Here is a 19,485-nt window from a genome sequence, read left to right on the forward strand (position 1 = left end):
AGATCAGGAAAGGAGCGTTATCATTGCTTTATTCGCAATACCGGTGGAACACACCGAATATCGATTTGGAGGCGGCTGCGGGACTCTCGCAGGCGCTTTCCGTTTCATCACTTGTTGGACGTTTGCTGGTCAGTCGAGGGGTTCATAATGAATCAGAGGCAGAACAATTTCTGCATCCTGATCTGAATCAGATGCATGATCCTTATCTGCTTCTAGGCATGAAAGAAGCTGTGCCCCGAATCCAGCTGGCTATTGAGCGTGAAGAACATATTTTAATATATGGGGACTACGATGCGGACGGAGTATCCAGTACATCCCTGATGATCCATCTGATGCGTTATCTTGGTGCTTCTTATGATATTTATATCCCTCATCGTTCCAATGAAGGTTACGGGTTACACAATCATGCCTTAGATTGGGCTCATCAACAAGGAGTCACGCTGGTGATTACGGTTGATACCGGAATCAGTGCGGTAGAGCAGATTGCTTATGCTGCAACACTGGGAATGGAAGTCATTGTGACGGATCACCATGAACCACCTGAAGTTTTGCCTGAGGCTTATACGCTTATTAATCCCAAGCTTCCGGACTGTCCTTACCCTTTTAAAGGGTTAGCTGGTGCGGGTATAGCGTTGAAGCTGGCTCAGGCATTGATTGGAGAAGTGCCTGGAGAATGGATGGAAATTGCCGCTATTGGTACGGTTGCCGATTTGATGCCTTTGGAAGGCGAGAACCGGGTTATCGTTAGTTATGGTGTTGAGTCCATGCGAGGTACACGTCTGCCTGGTATTAGTGCTCTGCTTGAAATTAGTGGTGTGGATCAAACTCAGGTCACCTCAATCAATATTGCCTTTGCAATGGCTCCGCGTATTAATGCAAGCGGACGTCTGGATCATGCTGGCAGAGCCGTATCGCTGCTTACAACCGAGGATCTGGATGAGGCACACACGTTGGCAGGCCAACTGGACTTGCTGAATCGTGAAAGGCAACAGGTTGTTGAGGGCATACTTCTGGAAGCGACAACCCAGTTGGAGCAGAAAATCCAGCTTAATTCCGGAGCAGTGCCGGATGTCATCGTTTTGGCGGGAGAAGGCTGGAATGTTGGAGTTGTAGGTATTGTTGCTTCCAAGTTACTTGAACGGTATTATCGGCCAACGCTTATCCTGGGCATTGACCCGGAAAGTGGCGCTTGTAAAGGCTCAGCACGCTCCATAGAGGGTCTGGACATCTATGAGGCATTAACTGCTTGCAAGCACACGATGGACCATTATGGTGGTCATCCAGCTGCAGCAGGCATGAGCCTTCATCGTGATCAACTTAAAGAGCTGGAAGCCGGACTGAATGAGTTTGCGGCATCCGTACTGACAGAGGAGGACTTTGTGCCCCATCGTCTAGCAGATGACGAATGCAGAATCAGTGATGTACCATTGCAGGTCATTCAAGAGATCGACAGACTCCAGCCGTTTGGCATGAGTAATCCATCTCCACGTTTTGTATTGCGCAATGTGACTGTAAAAGAAACACGGACGATGGGACGGGAAAAACGTCATCTGAAACTGGTTTTGGAGCAGGATGGCCTGCAATTGGAGACGGTCGCTTTTGGCAAAGGAGCATTGGCTGAGTTTCTGCCTCCAGGCTCCATCATTGATGTTATGGGCGAGTTGTCTGTAAATGAGTGGAACGGGATGAGGAAACCACAATTAATGCTGCAGGACATTCAGGTTCCACATGCGCAAGTTTTTGATTTGCGAGGTAGTACGGAGCCTCTGAACGCGATGAAGCAGTTCTTGAGTTCACTTGAAATACATTTACGATACAAGTCAGGCTCAATTGGTGCCATCGTTCGGAAAGAAACGAATGTTTCCGAGGGAAATTCATTGTATGAACCGTGCCTTTGGGTATATGATAGAAAGGTCGGTTTGTTTCCGTGCAATGCTGCCGCGCAGCATTATGGGCAGGAACAGGTCCGGACGTTATTTGTGTTTGATACGCCGGAAACCCCGGAACAACTTGATGCAATGCTGGCTTTATTCAGCGGAGCCGAGAATATCATCCTTCTGCACGGATCAGGCAACCGCCGAGATCGCCTTCAGATGCCTTCCAGAGAACTCTTCAAGCGTATTTATATGCTGGTGTCCAAATGGAGAGCTGAACCCGTGGAGGAACAAGAGATCACTCCTGTGCTCAGTCGTCAGTGTGGCTGCTCGCCGCGCATGATTACTATGATGTTGGATGTTTTTGAGGAGTTATCGTTCATAACCCGAGAAGCTGGAAAGATTGTGTTTGTGGATAACCCACCCAAGCGTGAGCTAACCGCTTCGCGTCAATATCAGGCGCTGGAGAGCATGGCCGAGACAGAGCAGGTGATGCTGGATGCATCGACCCCTCAACTGACACAATGGATGATATCCCGGATGAAGGGCGTATCTTAGATAGAAGTTGTGCTATTTATTTTAGGAGGAGATTATTTTGGATTTTAAAGATTATATTCGTGTCATTCCTGACTTTCCACAACCGGGAATCAGCTTCAAAGACATTACGACATTGTTGAAGGATGGAGAAATGTACCGCAAGGCGATCAATGAGCTGAAAGTAATGGTTTCGGATCTCAAAATTGACGTTATTGCTGGACCTGAAGCACGTGGATTCGTTGTGGGCGCTCCTCTGGCGTACGCTCTGGGTGTCGGTTTTGCTCCGATCCGTAAAAGTGGAAAATTGCCTGGAGAGACGATCGAAGTCGGTTATGATCTTGAATATGGCAAAGATACGCTTGCTATGCATACAGATGCGATCGAAAAAGGACAAAATGTCCTGATTGCGGATGATCTGCTGGCGACAGGCGGAACTATTGCTACCTCCATTAACCTGATTGAACAATTGGGTGGCAAGATTGTAGGTGCAGCATTCCTGATTGAGCTGTCTGATTTAAATGGACGTGCAAAATTGCCGGGTATTGATGTATTTACATTGATGAACTACTAGAATTCTGGCATTTATTGCTGTTAAATCATGTGAACTGGATCTCCCGTTTCCCGGGAAATAATATACAGCATTAACTATTTACAAAAAAGCCTGTCCCTCAACCCGTTAAGGTTAGAGAGCAGGCTTTTTGCATTGTACGATGTATAAGATGAAGAATGAATAAACATTGTTCGTTCAAAATTAGTCGGCAAGAAATCAATCTGGAGTTTTCTCGGTTAAAGGCTGTTTCTCCGTTTGATCATTCGACCAACCCAGTACTTCAAATAATTTAAACAACAAGCTCAGCAGAATTCCGACGATGGTTGCCAGAGCCATTCCCTTGAGATGAATACCATAAAATGTGATCTCAGTACCACTGAGTCCGATGACGAGTACAAGGGTAGTTAGCAACAAGTTGGTAGGTTTGGCAAAATCCACTTTCTGTTCGACCAGAATACGCAAACCAGATGCCGCAATTACTCCGAACAGAAGCAAAGACACACCACCCATAACCGGAACGGGAATGTTAGCTATAAGTGCCGAGAACGTACCTGAGAACGAAAGCACGATCGCGATAACGGCAGCGCCGCCAATAACATACGTCGAGTAAACCCGTGTCAGAGCCATAACACCAATATTCTCACCATAAGTTGTATTCGGTGTGGATCCTACAAAACCGGAAAGAATAGTTGAAACGCCGTTCCCAAGCAGGGAGCGATGCAGACCTGGGTCCTTGGATAGATCTTTGCCCACAATGCTGCTCGTTACAAGCAGATGTCCGATGTGTTCAACAATGACAACAAGGGCGACAGGCAAAATGGTAAAGATGACAGACCAGTCAAATGTCGGTGTCGTTACAGTAGGCAGCGAGATAAAGTCAGCGTTCACTATATTCTCGGTTTTTACCTCACCCATAAAGTACCCAAGCCCGTAACCGGATACAATCCCGATTAGAATGTGAATGATCTTGGGGAACCCACGGAAGGTTACTGCACCAATAACAGTGATACCAAGAGTAACCATGGCTAAAATAATTGGTTTGGCTTGAGGTACCCAGTCTGGGTTCTCAGCAGGGTTTGAATTGATCAGACCAGCCATTCCTGCTGCCACAGGTACAAGTTCGAGACCGATTAGGGCAACAATAGCACCCATAACCGCTGGCGGGAATACCACGTTAATCCAACCTGTCCCCGCATACTTGATGATAAGAGCTACAATGCAGAAAACAACGCCTGTTACGATGAACGCTCCAAGTGCCATGGAGTATCCGTTATCAGGGTGTGCGATTAACACGGAAGAAACAGGTGCGATAAAAGCAAAGCTTGACCCAAGATAGGCCGGAATCTTTCCTTTACACATGAGTATGTACAGCAATGTTCCAATACCGTTCATAAGCAAGATCATACTTGGATCGACACCGAACAGGTTCGGCACGAGTACCGTACTGCCAAACATGGCGAACAAATGCTGGAGACTCAGCAGCGATCCTGAGCCAAGCGGCATTTTTTGATTAACCTGAATTTCACGTTGCAATGAATGTTCATCTCCTTTTTTCCGAAACACAAATCTTCAATATAGTACAGAGTTTCTCTTCATTTAGCAATAACATTTTTCCACTAAGCACTGCTAAACCATTTTTATTTTGCGAATGGATCCTTCTATTTCGGCAAATAACGGTAATAATACATAATAAATGAGGAGGATTTCCGACCTCTGTTGAATATCGGGCAACATCTTTCGGGAATGGCACATAACGTATAAAAAAATTGGATATGTGCTCTTATTCGTCAGTAGTTGACGGGAAACGGGCGAAGCGTCATAATTATAGGAAATTACTTTTACGGGGAACCTGTGTTGATATTATGTCACGGGTTCCATTTTGTATAGAAAGGACACGGAACAGATCAGAATGGGCATAGAGCAATTACTCGAGAAGGCCGGGGCATATATCAAAGAACCCGATCTGGTGCGCATACGAGAAGCTTACGAATTTGCTGATCAGGCCCACCATGGACAGACGCGAAAATCGGGAGAACCGTATATTCTGCATCCGCTTGCGGTTGCCGATATTGTTGTAAACATGCAGATGGACACCATCTCCATAATTGCAGCGCTTCTTCATGATGTAGTAGAAGATACTACGGTTTCACTTGAAGAAATCCGCAATCATTTCGGCAATACGTGTGCCATGCTTGTTGACGGCTTGACGAAGCTGGAACGTATTCAGTTCCGCTCCAAGGAAGAACAGCAGAACGAGAACTACCGCAAAATGTTCATCGCCATGGCGCAGGACATCCGTGTCATCGTGATCAAATTGGCTGACCGTCTGCATAATATGCGGACACTCAAGTTTCAGTCGGAAGAAAGCCAGCGCCGTATTTCATATGAAACGTTGGAGATTTTCTGTCCGATTGCGAACCGTCTGGGTATCTCTGCAATCAAATGGGAAATGGAGGACATCGCCCTCCGTTATTTGAATCCGCAGCAATATTACCGGATTGCAAACCTGATGCACAAGAAGCGTGCGGAACGTGAGCAATATATTGATACGGTTATGGACGGTATTACAAGCAAGCTGGATGAGATGGGAATTCAGGCAGATCTGTCGGGACGTCCTAAGCACATCTACAGCGTGTTCAAAAAAATGACAACGAAAAACAAACAGTTTAACGAGATTTATGATCTGCTTGCGATTCGTATTATTGTGGATAACATCAAGGATTGTTATGCTACCCTCGGCATTATACACACGTTATGGAAACCAATGCCTGGACGTTTCAAGGACTATATCGCGATGCCGAAGGCGAACATGTATCAATCGCTGCATACCACAGTCGTAGGTCCGAATGGGGAACCGACTGAAGTCCAAATCCGGACATGGGATATGCACCGCACCGCTGAATTTGGTATTGCTGCTCACTGGGCCTACAAGGAAGGCGCTGCGAACGGAAACGGAAATAATTTTGAAGATAAAATTACGTTCTTCCGCGAGATTCTTGAACTTCAAAATGAAGCGCAGGATGCGTCTGAATTTGTAGAATCGCTTAAAATGGATTTCTTCTCGGATCTGGTCTTTGTATTCACACCAAAAGGGGAAGTTATCGAATTGCCTACTGGATCTGTTCCATTGGATTTTGCATATAGAATCCATACAGAGGTGGGTAATCGGACGATTGGTGCCAAAGTAAATGGTCGTATCGTTCCACTCGATTATCATCTCAAAACGGGTGATATCATTGAAATTTTGACGTCCAAACATTCTTACGGACCGAGTCAGGACTGGCTTAAAATTGCAAAATCCTCTCACGCACGAGCGAAGATCAAGCAATGGTTCAAGAAGGAACGGCGGGAAGAAAACGTTGAAAAAGGACGCGACAGTTGTGAACGTGAACTCAAGCGCATGGGACTTGATCCATCTGCTTGGATGACAGACGATAAGTTGCAGGAAGCAGCCAAAAAGTATGCCTTCAATGATATTGAAGATATGCTCGCAGCTGTTGGATTCGGTGGCATTACGGCTGCACAGATCGTGACCAAAGCAACGGAGAAACTTCGCAAGGAGCAGGAAGAATCCAGCTTGCTTGAGCTGAACTCCGAGATGCGTGAGCTGAAGCCTGCACCTGAACGCAAAAACCGTCCGACGAATGGCATTCGTGTCAAAGGTATAGACAATTTGCTTGTTCGTTTTGCGCGCTGCTGTAACCCTGTACCAGGGGATGCTATTATCGGGTATGTTACACGTGGACGTGGGGTTTCGGTGCATCGAACGGACTGTCCAAATATTCCTTCCAGTACGGATGGGGAAGAAGCAGCTCGCGTCATTGAAGTCGAGTGGGAAGAGAATATTGAAGCCAACTACAGTGTGGATATTGAGATTACGGGTCATGATCGCAACGGCTTGCTCAATGAAGTGCTTCAGGCTGTTTCCGAAAGTAAAACCAATATATCTGCCGTCACCGGACGTACAGATAAAAATAAATTAGCATTGGTGCACGTTACAATTCTGATTCGTAATACGGAGCATCTGCATTCGGTTGTGGAACGGATCAAACGGGTGAAAGATGTCTATTCTGTGCATCGGATTATGCAGTAAGGAGCCTGTAAGATGAGGGTGCTTGTACAACGCTGTAAAGAGGCTCAGGTGACCGTTGGAGACGAGCTGACGGGGAGAATTGAATCCGGGTTGATGTTGCTTGTGGGAATTACACATGAGGACACGGAGAAGGATGCTATATATTTGGCAGACAAAATCGCTGGACTTCGAATCTTTGAGGATGAGCAGGAAAAAATGAATCTTAGTCTGATCGATGTGGGCGGGGCTGTATTATCTGTCTCACAATTTACATTGTACGGAGATTGTCGTAAAGGAAAACGCCCAAGCTTTGCAGCTGCAGCCAGACCTGAAGCGGCAGAATTGTTGTATGAAACGTTTAATCAGCTGTTACGTGATAAAGGAATTCAGGTGGAAACCGGACGTTTCGGAGCGATGATGGATGTGACTTTCACGAATTGGGGACCCGTGACTTTAATGCTCGAAAGCCCTATTCGTCAAGAAACGCATGCATAATTGATTGGGGAACAGGCCATAATGAGGGATAATTCGGTTCATTAACATAAGATGATCAAAGGAGTATCCCAACCATTATGCGCCAATCCGTCAAGGAAACACGCTCCCGAATAGAACCTCTGCTTCTGCCTGGAAACCTGTATGAGTCCCTGAAACTTGCCCGCGCTGCTGCCGAGTGTGCAACAACGATCTGGGCCCTTCAGGATTCGGACAAAGGGGAACAGAGCCGTCTTCCGCGTGACTGAGTGCTGACCATTTGTAATGAATGAAAAGTCTTGATTCGATGATCGAATCAGGGCTTTTTTTGTCATGGAGCTTAACTGTTGATGAATCGGATGGTCTGATCATAGTCAAAATAATACAGGTTCGTCATGTTATAAACGGCTCTGGTTAGGGTAATAACAGAACGAGGCACGATGGCGTGCCAGGTTCAGTATTTATTACGGGCAATGAACAAGAAATGTACACCAACAATTTCTGCGAATACCCGATTTCAAGAAATTTCGAACACGGAAAGGAGAACATACGTTATGAGTAAAGTTGCTTTTTTATTGGCGAATGATTTTGAAGATTCGGAAATGCAGGTTCCATATGATGAGGTGAAAAAAGCCGGACACGACGTGGAAATTATCGGCTTGAAAGCAGGAGAGACGCTGAAAGGTAAAGGTGGTAAAGCCTCCTATACTTCGGACAAAGCGATCGCTGAGGTTTCGGCTTCAGATTACGACGCAGTTGTCATTCCAGGTGGATCTTCTCCTGAAAATTTACGTACAGACGCACATATCCTGAAATTCGTAACTGAGATCAATAGTGCGAAGAAACCAATCGCTGCGATCTGTCACGGCCCGCAAATTCTGGCAAGTGCGAATTTGTTGAAAGGCCGTACGATTACATCCTATCCACCGCTCAAGGATGATATGGTGAACGCAGGGGCAGAATTCAAGGATCATGAAGCTGTAGTAGATGGCAATTATATTACATCCCGTACGCCTGCCGATGAACCGGCATTTGTCCGCGAGTTGTTAAAAGTCATTTAATGACTTGGGACGGGCCGTACGTTAATGTGATTATTGATTAAAATGTAGATTGAAGCTCAAAGCTTCTAAGTTTTAGTTTCACCAAGCATTTATTCCGATAAAGGAGGGTTTGACATGACAAAACATATTCAGGCGTATTTTCGGACCGAGGACGAGGCAGAGGGGGCAAGAACCTCACTTCAGACGTTCCGTACAGAGCATTTGGAAGTAGGGCAACTGGATAGCGCGGTTGGCAGAGACAAACGGATTATGGTACCTTTGGTGCCTTATAACACAGCGGGTGGCGTAGGAACCAATGGAGCCATGGGTGTGGGTGCAGCACCTGGGGTTCCCGCCAGCGAAAATGTAATTCCGGTCGTCAGCAATGTGGATCGTGATACCGAGCGAGGTACCCGAGATAATGTTAATGAGGAAGGCGATCTGTTGGATGCTGCGGATGTGTCCTCGGCTGACTATGACGATCTGCATTATGTTTTGTCTGCCAAAGTAAGGGATGAGGATTATGAGGAAATCGTTCATAAACTTCGTTCCAACCAAGCTTATGTGGAAGAATTGAATTAATACGTAGTATGAAGCCCTTGCAGGGTCTGACTTCCATGTCAGGACACTCTGCATGGGCTTTTATAATGGAGAAAACAACAAATTATAAAGCGCTATCATTTTTGTAATATTACTGTAATATTAGTTACATAAGCCTTTAACATAGCCCGTTTATAATAACACACATGACCCCCTTTTTTTATATATCCTTTGAGCCTGCACACCGTGTGCAGGTTTTTTTTTTGAGATGAAAATTTATATGTTTTGGGCGAAGCTTACCCCTTATTTAAATTTTTGCTAGAATAGAGAAATGGGTTTAAGTATTTTAAAGCGATTTGTTTTCATAGTTGGGCTACAATGGACGGTAATCAAGCTTCCAACGATTGGGCTCAGGCGAATCCAATCCTATGATAAAGAGTGTGAGGAATTCATAGCCAGAGTGATCGTCATATTCCAGATGAACATATACTCGCTGAACGACCCCGCCCTTATATAAGAGCGGGGCAACCGTTTCTGCTTGATGCTGGAAATTGTAAATTATATAGAATGCCTTGTAGGAGAAATGACACCTATAGTGCTAAAGCAACAGTATTCTCATGCAAATGGCTAGTGACAGATTTAAGGGGGAATTAGTTTTGAGTAAGGTTGGAAGAAATGATTTATGCCCGTGCGGAAGCGGGAAAAAATATAAGAAATGCTGTCTGGGCAAGGAGCCTTCTGCGGTAGAATCCATACTGGGGCTGATATCAACGGAGCAACCAGTTCAGGAAGCCTCGATTCAGCCTGAGAGCAAACTGACCCTGACCAAGCTGAAAAAGATGGTGGCGAGCGAACTGAAATGGGAGCATCCGGCTCACGAACAGCTGGCCCTGGAGCTTATTGAGAACATGAGGAACCATTACGAGCGGGAGCTGATATTGGAAGCTCTGGTGCTATGGAATGGCTATTCCCGTCAGACCCGCCCTACTGTGAAGAAGACAGGATCGTTCTGTGCCGCAATCGAGTATTTGCTGTCTGAGGAATACGGCTTCAATGTTTCGAAGGCTGAGCTATCAGGTAAGTATGAGGTAACGACAGCAACGATCTCCCGAAAGGTTAAGGAGATGTTCGAGTACATCGAAGAATACGGCATGGGTGGCGAAACGGACGAACTGATGATTATGAACAGCCCAGGCACATCGAAGGACAAAGCGCAGGCTCTGCTACATAAGGCGATGGAAGCCAGTTCTTCCAAACGCAGAATACAGCTGGCGAAAACGGCCCTGGAGATGTATTCTGACAGCTCTGATGCATATCGTATTCTGGCTGAGGAATCGGACAATGAGTCTGATGCACGAGCTTACCTCAAGGCCGGAATCGCTGCTGGCGAACACGAACTGGGCGAACTGTTTTTTGAGAAGAATAAGGGTAACTTTTGGGCGCTTCATGAGACTCGTCCATATATCAGGATATGCAAAAGCTACGCCGAATCCTGCTGGTTTGGTGGAGATGCCAAAGAAGCGGCACAAATCCTGGAGCATATTTTGAAGCTTAATACGGAAGACAATACCGGAGCGCGTTACCTGCTCGCTGCTGTGTATTTGTACAGCAACCAATTGGAGCAGGCAGAGCAACTGATGGAGAAGTATGGGAAAGGTGACGCCACAGCCGCCTTTGCCTATGACAAGATCATTCTGGAGTATAAGAGGAGCGGAATCACCTCCCAGCTCAAAAGGCTGTACCGTGTGGCCCAGGGTGTGAACAAACATGTGCCTGATTATCTGCTGGGTTTGAAGCGGCTGCCGCATAACCTCCCTGATTTTGTCGGAATGGGCAATTCTGACGAAGCGATTGAATATGTCATTATACACTCCCGTCTATGGGCGAATGTGCCGGATTTGCTGAAGTGGATGCTGAAACAATAGAGATATAAGAAAACAATAGAAGTTGGAATTCATTTGATGAATCCAGCTTCTATTAGCTTTGATTTCTGTGGACTCCGCATCTCGTACGGCATGTGAGAATTTTTTTCTAATGCTATCTTTTTGTGTTAACCCTTGACTTTAGCACTGCGGTTCATTACAATCAGAAAATAAATTAACTTTAAACGTTATATAATAACATGTAATCATATAACTTGATGATTTGATGACGGGACCAAGTACTCCGTGCCCACATGAACAGAGAGGAATCCCTTGGCTGTAAGGATTCTCTTGATGAGCGGACGAATGACTTCCCCGAGAACAGACAGCGAACACATTGGATTTATATCTGATTGTCATTAGCTGGCCTGCGCAGGGCGTGCGTTATACGTAGAGCGGAATGATTTGTTTGATCGGATTGCCTGGAGCAATCTTAGATCATCACATGATCACCTGAACGGCGAAAGTGTCAGGGATTCCGGAATGTGGGTGGTACCACGGGTGAATGTGTAAACACAATCCCTCGTCCCTTTGTTTGCTGTGTATACAGCGACAGGGCGAGGGATTTTTTTGTTATATAAGTTGATCCTAACATTTATACCGTAACGGAGATTGCAGAACCAATCTGTAGAAGCGAAGCGTTTGGCTAAAAGCTTTCTGAAAGAAAGCTGCTTCGGAAGCATATGTTATCCCCGGATTTCCCCATTGAAAATGGAATTAAAAAATCTGGGGATAACAGCGATCGGAAGATGGTACTTCAATCGGAGTGGGCAGGTGTAACAGTCCTGGAACAACTTATTATACAGAGAAAAATAGATGCTGGAGGGATGAAAGATGGCTTTTCAAAAACCGACTGGAACGCAGGACTTGCTGCCTGGTGTTGTGGAAAAGTGGCAGTTCGTAGAGGAAAAAGCACGTGATCTGTGTCGCCGTTTTAATTACCGCGAGATCCGCACACCGATCTTCGAACAGACTTCTTTATTTGTACGAGGCGTTGGGGAAACAACCGATATTGTTGAAAAAGAAATGTACACCTTCAATGATAAAGGCGACCGCAGCATGACCCTTCGTCCGGAGGGTACAGCGGGTGTTGTCCGCGCTTATGTGGAAAATAAAATTTATGGCGAACCGGATGTGAGCAAGCTCTATTACATCGGTCCGATGTTCCGTTATGAACGTCCACAAGCAGGTCGCCAGCGTCAGTTCCACCAGTTCGGTGTAGAAGCTATCGGAGCCCTTGATCCAGCGATTGATGCTGAAGTCATTGCGCTTGGGTATCAACTGTGTGTAGAACTGGGATTGAAAGATGTCAAAGTCGAGATCAACTCGGTGGGTAACCCAACTAGCCGTGCAGAATATCGCGAAAAATTGCTTGGATTCCTCAGACCGATGAAGGACAGCCTGTGCAAGGACTGCCAATCCCGGATGGAACGTAATCCGCTGCGTGTGCTCGACTGCAAAGTTGATCAGGACAAATTCGTAGGGGCACCGTCCATACTGGATAGTCTGGATGAAGAATCATTGAACCACTTTGCCAAGCTGAAAGAGTATCTGGATGATTTTGGCGTAGATTACGCGGTGAACAATCGTCTGGTACGCGGATTGGATTACTACACATTGACTGCTTTTGAACTGAAAGCCCAAGGTATTGGGGCGATTGATACAGTCGGCGGTGGCGGCAGATACAATGGCCTCGTTGGAGATATCGGTGGACCGGATCAGCCTGGTATTGGTTTCGGTATCGGTCTGGAGCGTATTCAACTGATTCTGGAACACCAGAATATTGATGTTAGTTCCCTTGCTCCATTGGATGTGTATTTTGTTGCTCTTGGTGAAGCTGCCGATCGTGAAGTCAACCGTCAGCTGTTTAAGCTTCGTCAATCCGGTCTGTCCGGTGAACGCGACTATCTCGGTCGTAAGATGAAAGCTCAGATGAAATCTGCTGACCGATTCAAAGCCCGTTACACTGCCATTCTGGGTGATGATGAGCTGGAGCGCGGGGAAATTGCCCTGAAGTCCATGGATACAGGTGAACAACAAACCGTGAAGCTGGATGATCTGGTATCTGCTATACGCGAAAGTAAATAAGCACGAGTTTGAAACTGTAAAATACAACAATTGATCCGGCAAAATTACTGAGGTTCACCAATGTTTCCGATTAATCGGAAGTTGGCGAGTCGGAGGTAACATGCCTTTTCGAATAAAATCGTCTTCACGCAACCGCACTGTTGAAAAGCGGGCTCTGCCCGCCCATACAGAACGGAAATTCACATAAGAGGAGTTTGGTTATGAAAAGAAGTCATCATTGCGGCGCCTTAACACCCGCACACATCGGTGAGACCGTAACATTGAACGGCTGGGTACAGACCCGCCGTGACCTGGGGGGCGTACTGTTTATCGATCTGCGTGACCGCAGCGGAATTGTACAAGTTGTTTTCAACCCGGCTTACTCTGGCGAAGCATTGCAAATCGCTGACAGAGTGCGGAGCGAGTACGTTATCGCAGTAACTGGTAAAGTGGTTAAACGTGACGAAGAGACCGTAAACAAAAACTTGCCTACAGGCGAAATCGAAGTGCAAATTACCGAGATTGAAGTACTGAACGCGGCAAAAACTCCTCCATTCTTCATCGAAGATGGTGTGGAAGTCGACGAGTCCCTTCGTTTGAAATATCGTTACCTGGACTTGCGTCGTCCGGAAATGTTTGAAACATTGAAATTGCGTTCCAAAGCATCCAAAGTGTTCCGTGATTATCTGGATGGAGAAGAATTCGTTGAAGTAGAAACACCAATTCTGACCAAGAGCTCCCCGGAAGGTGCGCGTGATTATCTCGTACCAAGCCGTGTGCATGAAGGTGAATTCTTCGCCCTGCCGCAATCCCCGCAAATTTACAAACAATTGCTGATGGTCGGCGGACTTGAGCGTTACTATCAGATCGCTCGTTGTTTCCGTGATGAAGATTTGCGTGCGGACCGTCAACCGGAATTCACTCAAGTCGACATCGAGACTTCCTTCCTGCAACAGGATGACCTGCTGCCAATGATGGAAGAACTGATGGCCAAATTGCTGCGTGAAACGAAAGGTATTGAGCTGGAACTGCCTTTCCAACGGATTACGTATGCAGATGCTATGGGCAAATACGGTTCAGACAAACCGGATCTGCGTTTTGGCATGGAACTGGTTGAAATGAACGATATCGTAGCGAACAGTGGTGTGAAAGTATTTGCTTCTGTCATTGAAAAAGGTGGAGAAGTGAAAGTATTGAACGCCAAAGGCTGTGGTACATGGAGCCGAAAAGAAATCGATGACCTCGGACCATTTGCAGCGCGTTATGGTGCAAAAGGATTGGCATGGATTCAAGTAAAAGATGGCGAGTTCAAAGGACCAATCGTGAAGTTCTTTACGCCAGAAGAGATCGAAGCAGTCAAAGAACGTACTGGCGCTGAAGAAGGCGACTTGTTGCTCTTCTCTGCTGACACCAAAAAAGTGGTTGCAGATGTACTGGGCGCACTTCGTCTGAAAATCGGTCGTCAACTGGGCTTGATCGATGACAGCAAATTCAAATTTGCATGGGTTGTGGACTTCCCATTGCTCGGTTACGATGAAGATGCCAAACGTTATGTTGCAGAACACCATCCATTCACACGTCCTAAAGACGAAGATGTACATCTTTTTGATACAGATCCGGGTGCTATTCGCGCTCAAGCCTATGACCTCGTTCTGAATGGTTATGAAGTGGGCGGCGGTTCGATGCGTATCTACAAACGTGATGTTCAAGAAAAAATGTTCGCTGCTCTGGGACTTTCTCCGGAAGTAGCCAACGAGAAATTCGGATATCTGCTCGAAGCATTTGAATATGGAACGCCACCACACGGCGGAATCGCTTTTGGTCTCGACCGTCTGGTGATGCTGCTGGCAGGTCGCACGAATCTGCGTGAAACGATTGCCTTCCCGAAAACGGCAAGTGCAACGGATCTGCTCATGAATGCACCTTCTGAAGTGGATAACTCCCAATTGGAACAACTTCACATCCGCGTAGCCCGTAAACCGGTGGCGGAAAAGAAATAAAGGAGGCATCGATTCTCAATGCTCCATCAATTTTCAAGAACAGAACTGGCAATCGGACCTGAAGGTCTAAACGCTTTGAAAAATAGTACAGTAGCTGTGCTCGGCATCGGCGGCGTGGGCGGTATTGCAGTAGAAGCTCTTGCCCGTAGCGGTGTTGGACGTATCATTCTGATTGATAAAGACGTGGTGGACATCACCAACATCAATCGTCAGATTCATGCTTTGACCACGACCGTTGGGCAGAAAAAAGCAGATCTGATGGTAGAGCGGGTGAAGCTCATCAATCCAGAGTGCGATGCAATTGCGCTGAATATGTTTTACACGGAAGAAACGTATGAGGAATTGTTCAAGTATGAGCTGGATTATGTGTTGGATGCTTCGGACACGATCATTTACAAAATCCACCTCATCAAGGAATGCCTGAAACGGAAGATTCCGGTGATCTCCAGCATGGGTGCGGCAAACAAAATGGACCCGACGAAATTCCAGGTTGCGGATATTTCGAAAACGACCATGGACCCGATTGCCCGTGTTGTCCGCACAAAACTGCGGAAAGAAGGCATCAAAAAAGGTGTGAAAGTGGTCTTCTCCACCGAAGAACCATTGAAACCGCGTGCAGATGTAACGCAAAAAATCGTTCCTGAGAATGCGCCGGAGATTCGCAAGGCCAAACAGCCGCCAGCGAGTAACGCCTTTGTTCCTCCGGTAGCCGGACTGATCATGGTCAGTGTGGCCGTCAAGGAACTGATCGAAATTGCAGAGAATAAGCAGCAGTAATCTGTTGTGAATAAAAAGCGTAGGTGCCGACAAGGTACCTGCGCTTTTTTTTGCATGTGCAAACCTTAACAAATGTCAGGGTTACGTAATGTACTTCAATCCCAAAAGCGTGTATGATATGTGGTGCTGTGCGAAATGATGGTAGATACATAGAGAAATCGCAGCTATATAAGATGAATATAAGATTTACACAAGAACGAAGAGGACAGAAAAAAACTGGAGAAGCGAAGCGTGCGCCTAAAAGCTTTCTGAAAGAAAGCTGCATCGGAAGGTTGTTCTGTCCGTGTAGTGGTAGAGTGTAAATACTTTTGTTCGGCTTACATAGAGAGAGGGGAACGGAACGTATGAAACAAGGATGGATGACCAGACGTCTTGGCATGGAGCCGGGGGACCAGTGGAAAAAGGAAATTGTGGCGGGAGCCATTTCCTATTTTGCCGTGGTATATATCGTAATGGTCAATGCAACAATTCTGGCTGATGCTGGAATGCCACTACAGGCGGCTATGGTGGGTACTCTGCTGACGTCCATTGCAGGTTGTTTGCTGATGGCATTTGGCGGTAAGTCGCCGATTATCGTTGTACCTGGCATGGGCATCAATGCATTTTTCACTTATACACTCGTACATTCGATGAAATTGAGCTGGCAGGAAGCCTTGGCGGTTGTATCTGTCACAGGTGTGCTGTTTGCAGTCGTAGCTTTTACATCGTTATATAAAATGATTAGTGAGGCCATTCCGAAAAACCTGCAGCATGGCATTACGGTGGGGATTGGTTTGTTCCTGACGTTCATCGGTCTGCAAAAAAGCGGAATCGTCATCGCACACCAGACCACGTTTGTGGCGATCGGACATTTTAATGATCCGGGAGTTATCACTGCTTGTGTTACTCTTGTGATCGCCTTGATTTTATTTATACGCAATGTACAGGGCGGACTCCTGATCAGCATTCTTGCAGGGACAGGTCTTGCATATGTACTCGGTGCTGTAAATCCCGGTGAGCCGGTGTCAGCTCTAGAAGCATTACGTCAATATGGCGGCTTGTTTGGAGAGCTTTCTTTGGTGAAGCTGGCGGATTTGGCGTTCTGGATTGCAGTATTCCTGTTGCTGCTAATTGTTGTATTTGAAAATATTGGACTGATTACAGCTCAGACTCATCTTATTGGTCGTCCCCAGCGGTTCAAGGGGAGCTTACGTGCATTATCCATCAGTACCGTATTGGCAGGTGTATTCGGAAGTAGTCCTCCTGTAGCTGCGGCGGAGACAACTGCGGGCATAGCGGCGGGTGGTCGTACAGGTTTGACTCCACTGGTTACCGCAGTGTTGTTTGGTGCAACGTTCTTCTTTATTCCACTGTTGGGTTATATTCCGGACAGTGCTATTGCACCGATTTTAATCATTATTGGCGGCTTGATGGTACAAAGTGTGAAGGATATGGATTTCAGTGATTTCACGGAAGCTTTTCCGGCTTTTCTGATTATGGTCATGATTCCATTTACGTATAGCATCGTGGACGGTATGGCATTTGGATTCATTGCGTATCCGTTGGCGAAGCTCGCTGCGGGTCAGGGCAAACAGGTACCTAAAGTCATGTACGGCATTGCCATCCTGTTTTTGGCCAATTTTGTGCTGCATGGGATATTGTAAAAGACAGGAAACGTAATGTAAGTTCATACGTATGATCTCTGGTGAACAAGGGGAGAACGGGGGAACGGTAATGGAAGAGCAACAACAGTCAGGTCAAGCTGAATCGAAAATAGGAAAAAAAGGATTCAAGGATTTTGTGAAGCTGATAGCTGCCACAAATCCACCGAAGCTTATTCTAATCATAGCGTTGATCCTGACACTCATTCAGACGACAGCCGGACTGATTGTCCCGCTGATGACCAAAGGCCTGATTGATGGGCTTACGATGTCTGCGCTGAACAAGTCCGTTATTTTCCTGCTGCTGGGGGCATTTGTTATTCAGGCCATCGCTTCAGGCATCAGCATCTATATGTTGAACTATGCGGGTCAACGGGTGGTTGCGACATTGCGAACGAAGCTGTGGAACAAGGTATTATCCTTGCCGATGCCATATTTCGACCGGAATCGTACGGGTGATACGATGAGTCGAATCACGAATGATACAAGTCAGATTATGACGCTAATTGCGGATTATCTCGTTTCTTTTGTATCCAATATCGTTGCGGTTGTGGGCGGAGTAGCGTTGCTTTTCTATCTGGACTGGGTCATGTCACTCATTATTCTGAGTCTGGTGCCGCTAACGTTGCTGATCCTGTTGCCTGTTGGTCGTAAAATGTACAAAATCTCCAAAAAGCAGCAGGACGAAATGGCAGGGCTTACTTCGGTGCTCAGCCAAGTCATTGGCGAGATTCGTTTGGTGAAAGCTTATGGTACAGAGAAACAGGAGGCAGAAGCAGGCGATTCTCGTATTGGGAAGATGTTTGCTTTTGGACTACAGGAAGCGCGGATTTTGGCGTTGATCGGTCCACTCTTTACGTTTGTCATGACGGCTGTACTGGTTGTAATTCTGGGTGTTGGCGGTATGCGGGTGGCTTCTGGCTTACTGTCTCCGGGTGAACTGGTCGCCTTCATTCTGTTGTTGTTCCAGGTGATTATGCCGATGGGCCAATTTACGACACTGTATTCACGTCTGCAAAAGGTTGTCGGTGCGACAGAACGTATTCAGGCTATTCTGGCACATGAAGAAGAACCTCGTCATAGCACAGCAATTGCTCCCAAGGGCAATGAGACGATTACATTTAATAACTTGCACTTCTCTTATGTAACAGGGGAAGAGGTACTGCATGGGATTAATCTGACTGTTCCAGCCCGTAAAGTAACGGCCATTGTTGGGCCAAGTGGCAGTGGGAAATCAACGCTGTTCTCCCTGTTGGAGCAGTTCTATCTTCCAGAGTCGGGCAGTATATCGTATGGCGGACAAGCCATAACCGATTATTCATTAGCCTCTTGGCGAAGCAAGATTGGATATGTATCACAGGAGAGCCCTCTGATGGCGGGCACGATTAAGGAAAACATGACATACGGGCTGGGCCGTGAGGCGAGTATGGATGAAATTAGACACGCGGCAGAAATGGCGTATTCCTCAGCTTTTATTGATAAACTGCCTCAGGGCTACGATACGGAAGTGGGAGAACGCGGGATCAAGCTCTCTGGTGGTCAACGCCAACGGATCGCTATTGCTCGGGCCCTGCTGCGCAGCCCGGATATTCTGATGCTGGATGAAGCGACGTCCAGTCTGGACAGCACCTCCGAACATGAAGTGCAGCAAGCCCTGTCCAATCTGATGGAAGGACGAACGACGGTAGTCATTGCACACCGATTGTCCACCGTCGTCGACTCTGATCAGATTGTTGTTCTGGAGCAGGGACATGTGACGGGAACCGGAACCCATGCAGAGCTAATTAGCAACCATCGGGTATACCGTGAACTGGCACAGAAACAGTTTGTAGCACAGGATGGGAAGCCGGATTCTGAACCGGAATGATGTAAAAGGATGACCGTTGTTCTTCTGTTCTTTGCGAACAGGAACAGCGGTTTCTTTCATTTGGCTATCCGGGTTACTGTAGCTTTTTGTACATCAATATGATATAGTGGGTATCCTTTTGTGTCGTC

The 19,485-nt window shown here is 46.6% G+C and carries 14 protein-coding genes; 13 read left to right on the forward strand and 1 reads right to left on the reverse strand.

The features are described from left to right. Positions 1 to 23 precede the first annotated feature (23 nt). Positions 24 to 2,432, forward strand: coding sequence for a single-stranded-DNA-specific exonuclease RecJ (gene recJ / locus ACR1R9_RS02655; protein WP_433921821.1), 2,409 nt, complete (start codon positions 24 to 26; stop codon positions 2,430 to 2,432). A gap of 37 nt (positions 2,433 to 2,469) precedes the next feature. After that, a complete protein-coding gene (locus tag ACR1R9_RS02660; protein ID WP_024633046.1) occupies positions 2,470 to 2,982 on the forward strand; it encodes an adenine phosphoribosyltransferase in 513 nt (170 codons plus the stop codon). Positions 2,983 to 3,177: 195 nt separating this feature from the next. Here ACR1R9_RS02660 and uraA read toward each other — a convergent pair whose 3' ends face one another. Continuing rightward, positions 3,178 to 4,494 carry a uracil permease gene (gene uraA / locus ACR1R9_RS02665; RefSeq protein ID WP_076287750.1) on the reverse strand — a complete coding sequence of 439 codons (1,317 nt, stop codon included), beginning with the start codon at positions 4,492 to 4,494 and terminating at the stop codon, positions 3,178 to 3,180. A gap of 376 nt (positions 4,495 to 4,870) precedes the next feature. On the opposite strand from uraA, the gene ACR1R9_RS02670 reads away from it, so the two are divergent. From ACR1R9_RS02670 to ACR1R9_RS02720, 11 genes are all read left to right on the forward strand, one after another. Further along, entirely contained in the window at positions 4,871 to 7,054 is a 2,184-nt protein-coding gene (locus ACR1R9_RS02670; RefSeq protein WP_063567711.1) for a RelA/SpoT family protein, read from the forward strand. A 12-nt stretch (positions 7,055 to 7,066) separates the two neighbouring features. Continuing rightward, positions 7,067 to 7,528 carry a D-aminoacyl-tRNA deacylase gene (dtd, locus tag ACR1R9_RS02675; RefSeq protein ID WP_076287751.1) on the forward strand — a complete coding sequence of 154 codons (462 nt, stop codon included), beginning with the start codon at positions 7,067 to 7,069 and terminating at the stop codon, positions 7,526 to 7,528. A 77-nt stretch (positions 7,529 to 7,605) separates the two neighbouring features. Beyond that, on the forward strand, positions 7,606 to 7,773 hold the full coding sequence (locus tag ACR1R9_RS02680; protein WP_160319650.1) for a hypothetical protein: 168 nt from the start codon (positions 7,606 to 7,608) through the stop codon (positions 7,771 to 7,773). Between the two features lie 285 nt (positions 7,774 to 8,058). After that, positions 8,059 to 8,565: a type 1 glutamine amidotransferase domain-containing protein gene (locus tag ACR1R9_RS02685; protein ID WP_053779112.1), complete on the forward strand. Its 507-nt coding sequence runs from the start codon at positions 8,059 to 8,061 to the stop codon at positions 8,563 to 8,565. A gap of 114 nt (positions 8,566 to 8,679) precedes the next feature. After that, a complete protein-coding gene (locus ACR1R9_RS02690; RefSeq protein WP_175383399.1) occupies positions 8,680 to 9,126 on the forward strand; it encodes a hypothetical protein in 447 nt (148 codons plus the stop codon). Positions 9,127 to 9,740: 614 nt separating this feature from the next. Then, positions 9,741 to 11,009, forward strand: a complete 1,269-nt coding sequence (locus tag ACR1R9_RS02695; RefSeq protein ID WP_433921820.1) for an SEC-C metal-binding domain-containing protein — start codon at positions 9,741 to 9,743, stop codon at positions 11,007 to 11,009. 831 nt (positions 11,010 to 11,840) lie between these two features. Further along, a complete protein-coding gene (gene hisS, locus ACR1R9_RS02700; RefSeq protein WP_076287754.1) occupies positions 11,841 to 13,094 on the forward strand; it encodes a histidine--tRNA ligase in 1,254 nt (417 codons plus the stop codon). 200 nt (positions 13,095 to 13,294) lie between these two features. Then, entirely contained in the window at positions 13,295 to 15,073 is a 1,779-nt protein-coding gene (aspS, locus tag ACR1R9_RS02705; protein WP_063567716.1) for an aspartate--tRNA ligase, read from the forward strand. A gap of 18 nt (positions 15,074 to 15,091) precedes the next feature. Next, positions 15,092 to 15,850: a tRNA threonylcarbamoyladenosine dehydratase gene (locus ACR1R9_RS02710; RefSeq protein WP_076287755.1), complete on the forward strand. Its 759-nt coding sequence runs from the start codon at positions 15,092 to 15,094 to the stop codon at positions 15,848 to 15,850. 344 nt (positions 15,851 to 16,194) lie between these two features. After that, positions 16,195 to 17,493, forward strand: coding sequence for an NCS2 family permease (locus tag ACR1R9_RS02715; protein WP_433921819.1), 1,299 nt, complete (start codon positions 16,195 to 16,197; stop codon positions 17,491 to 17,493). A 70-nt stretch (positions 17,494 to 17,563) separates the two neighbouring features. Further along, the gene (locus ACR1R9_RS02720) at positions 17,564 to 19,357 is read left to right on the forward strand and encodes an ABC transporter ATP-binding protein (RefSeq protein WP_433923763.1); all 1,794 of its coding nucleotides are present in this window, start codon (positions 17,564 to 17,566) and stop codon (positions 19,355 to 19,357) included. Positions 19,358 to 19,485 lie beyond the last annotated feature (128 nt).

The organism is Paenibacillus taichungensis, from assembly GCF_050994985.1.
GTDB classification, from domain to species: Bacteria; Bacillota; Bacilli; order Paenibacillales; family Paenibacillaceae; genus Paenibacillus; species Paenibacillus taichungensis.

Bases quoted from the DNA above. Each gene is read 5' to 3' on its own strand.
- ACR1R9_RS02670 (WP_063567711.1), top strand. From the start codon at position 4,871: ATGGGCATAGAGCAATTACTCGAGAAGGCCGGGGCATATATCAAAGAA.
- dtd (WP_076287751.1), top strand. From the start codon at position 7,067: ATGAGGGTGCTTGTACAACGCTGTAAAGAGGCTCAGGTGACCGTTGGA.
- ACR1R9_RS02680 (WP_160319650.1), top strand. From the start codon at position 7,606: ATGCGCCAATCCGTCAAGGAAACACGCTCCCGAATAGAACCTCTGCTT.
- ACR1R9_RS02685 (WP_053779112.1), top strand. From the start codon at position 8,059: ATGAGTAAAGTTGCTTTTTTATTGGCGAATGATTTTGAAGATTCGGAA.
- ACR1R9_RS02690 (WP_175383399.1), top strand. From the start codon at position 8,680: ATGACAAAACATATTCAGGCGTATTTTCGGACCGAGGACGAGGCAGAG.
- hisS (WP_076287754.1), top strand. From the start codon at position 11,841: ATGGCTTTTCAAAAACCGACTGGAACGCAGGACTTGCTGCCTGGTGTT.
- aspS (WP_063567716.1), top strand. From the start codon at position 13,295: ATGAAAAGAAGTCATCATTGCGGCGCCTTAACACCCGCACACATCGGT.
- ACR1R9_RS02710 (WP_076287755.1), top strand. From the start codon at position 15,092: ATGCTCCATCAATTTTCAAGAACAGAACTGGCAATCGGACCTGAAGGT.
- ACR1R9_RS02715 (WP_433921819.1), top strand. From the start codon at position 16,195: ATGAAACAAGGATGGATGACCAGACGTCTTGGCATGGAGCCGGGGGAC.
- ACR1R9_RS02720 (WP_433923763.1), top strand. From the start codon at position 17,564: ATGGAAGAGCAACAACAGTCAGGTCAAGCTGAATCGAAAATAGGAAAA.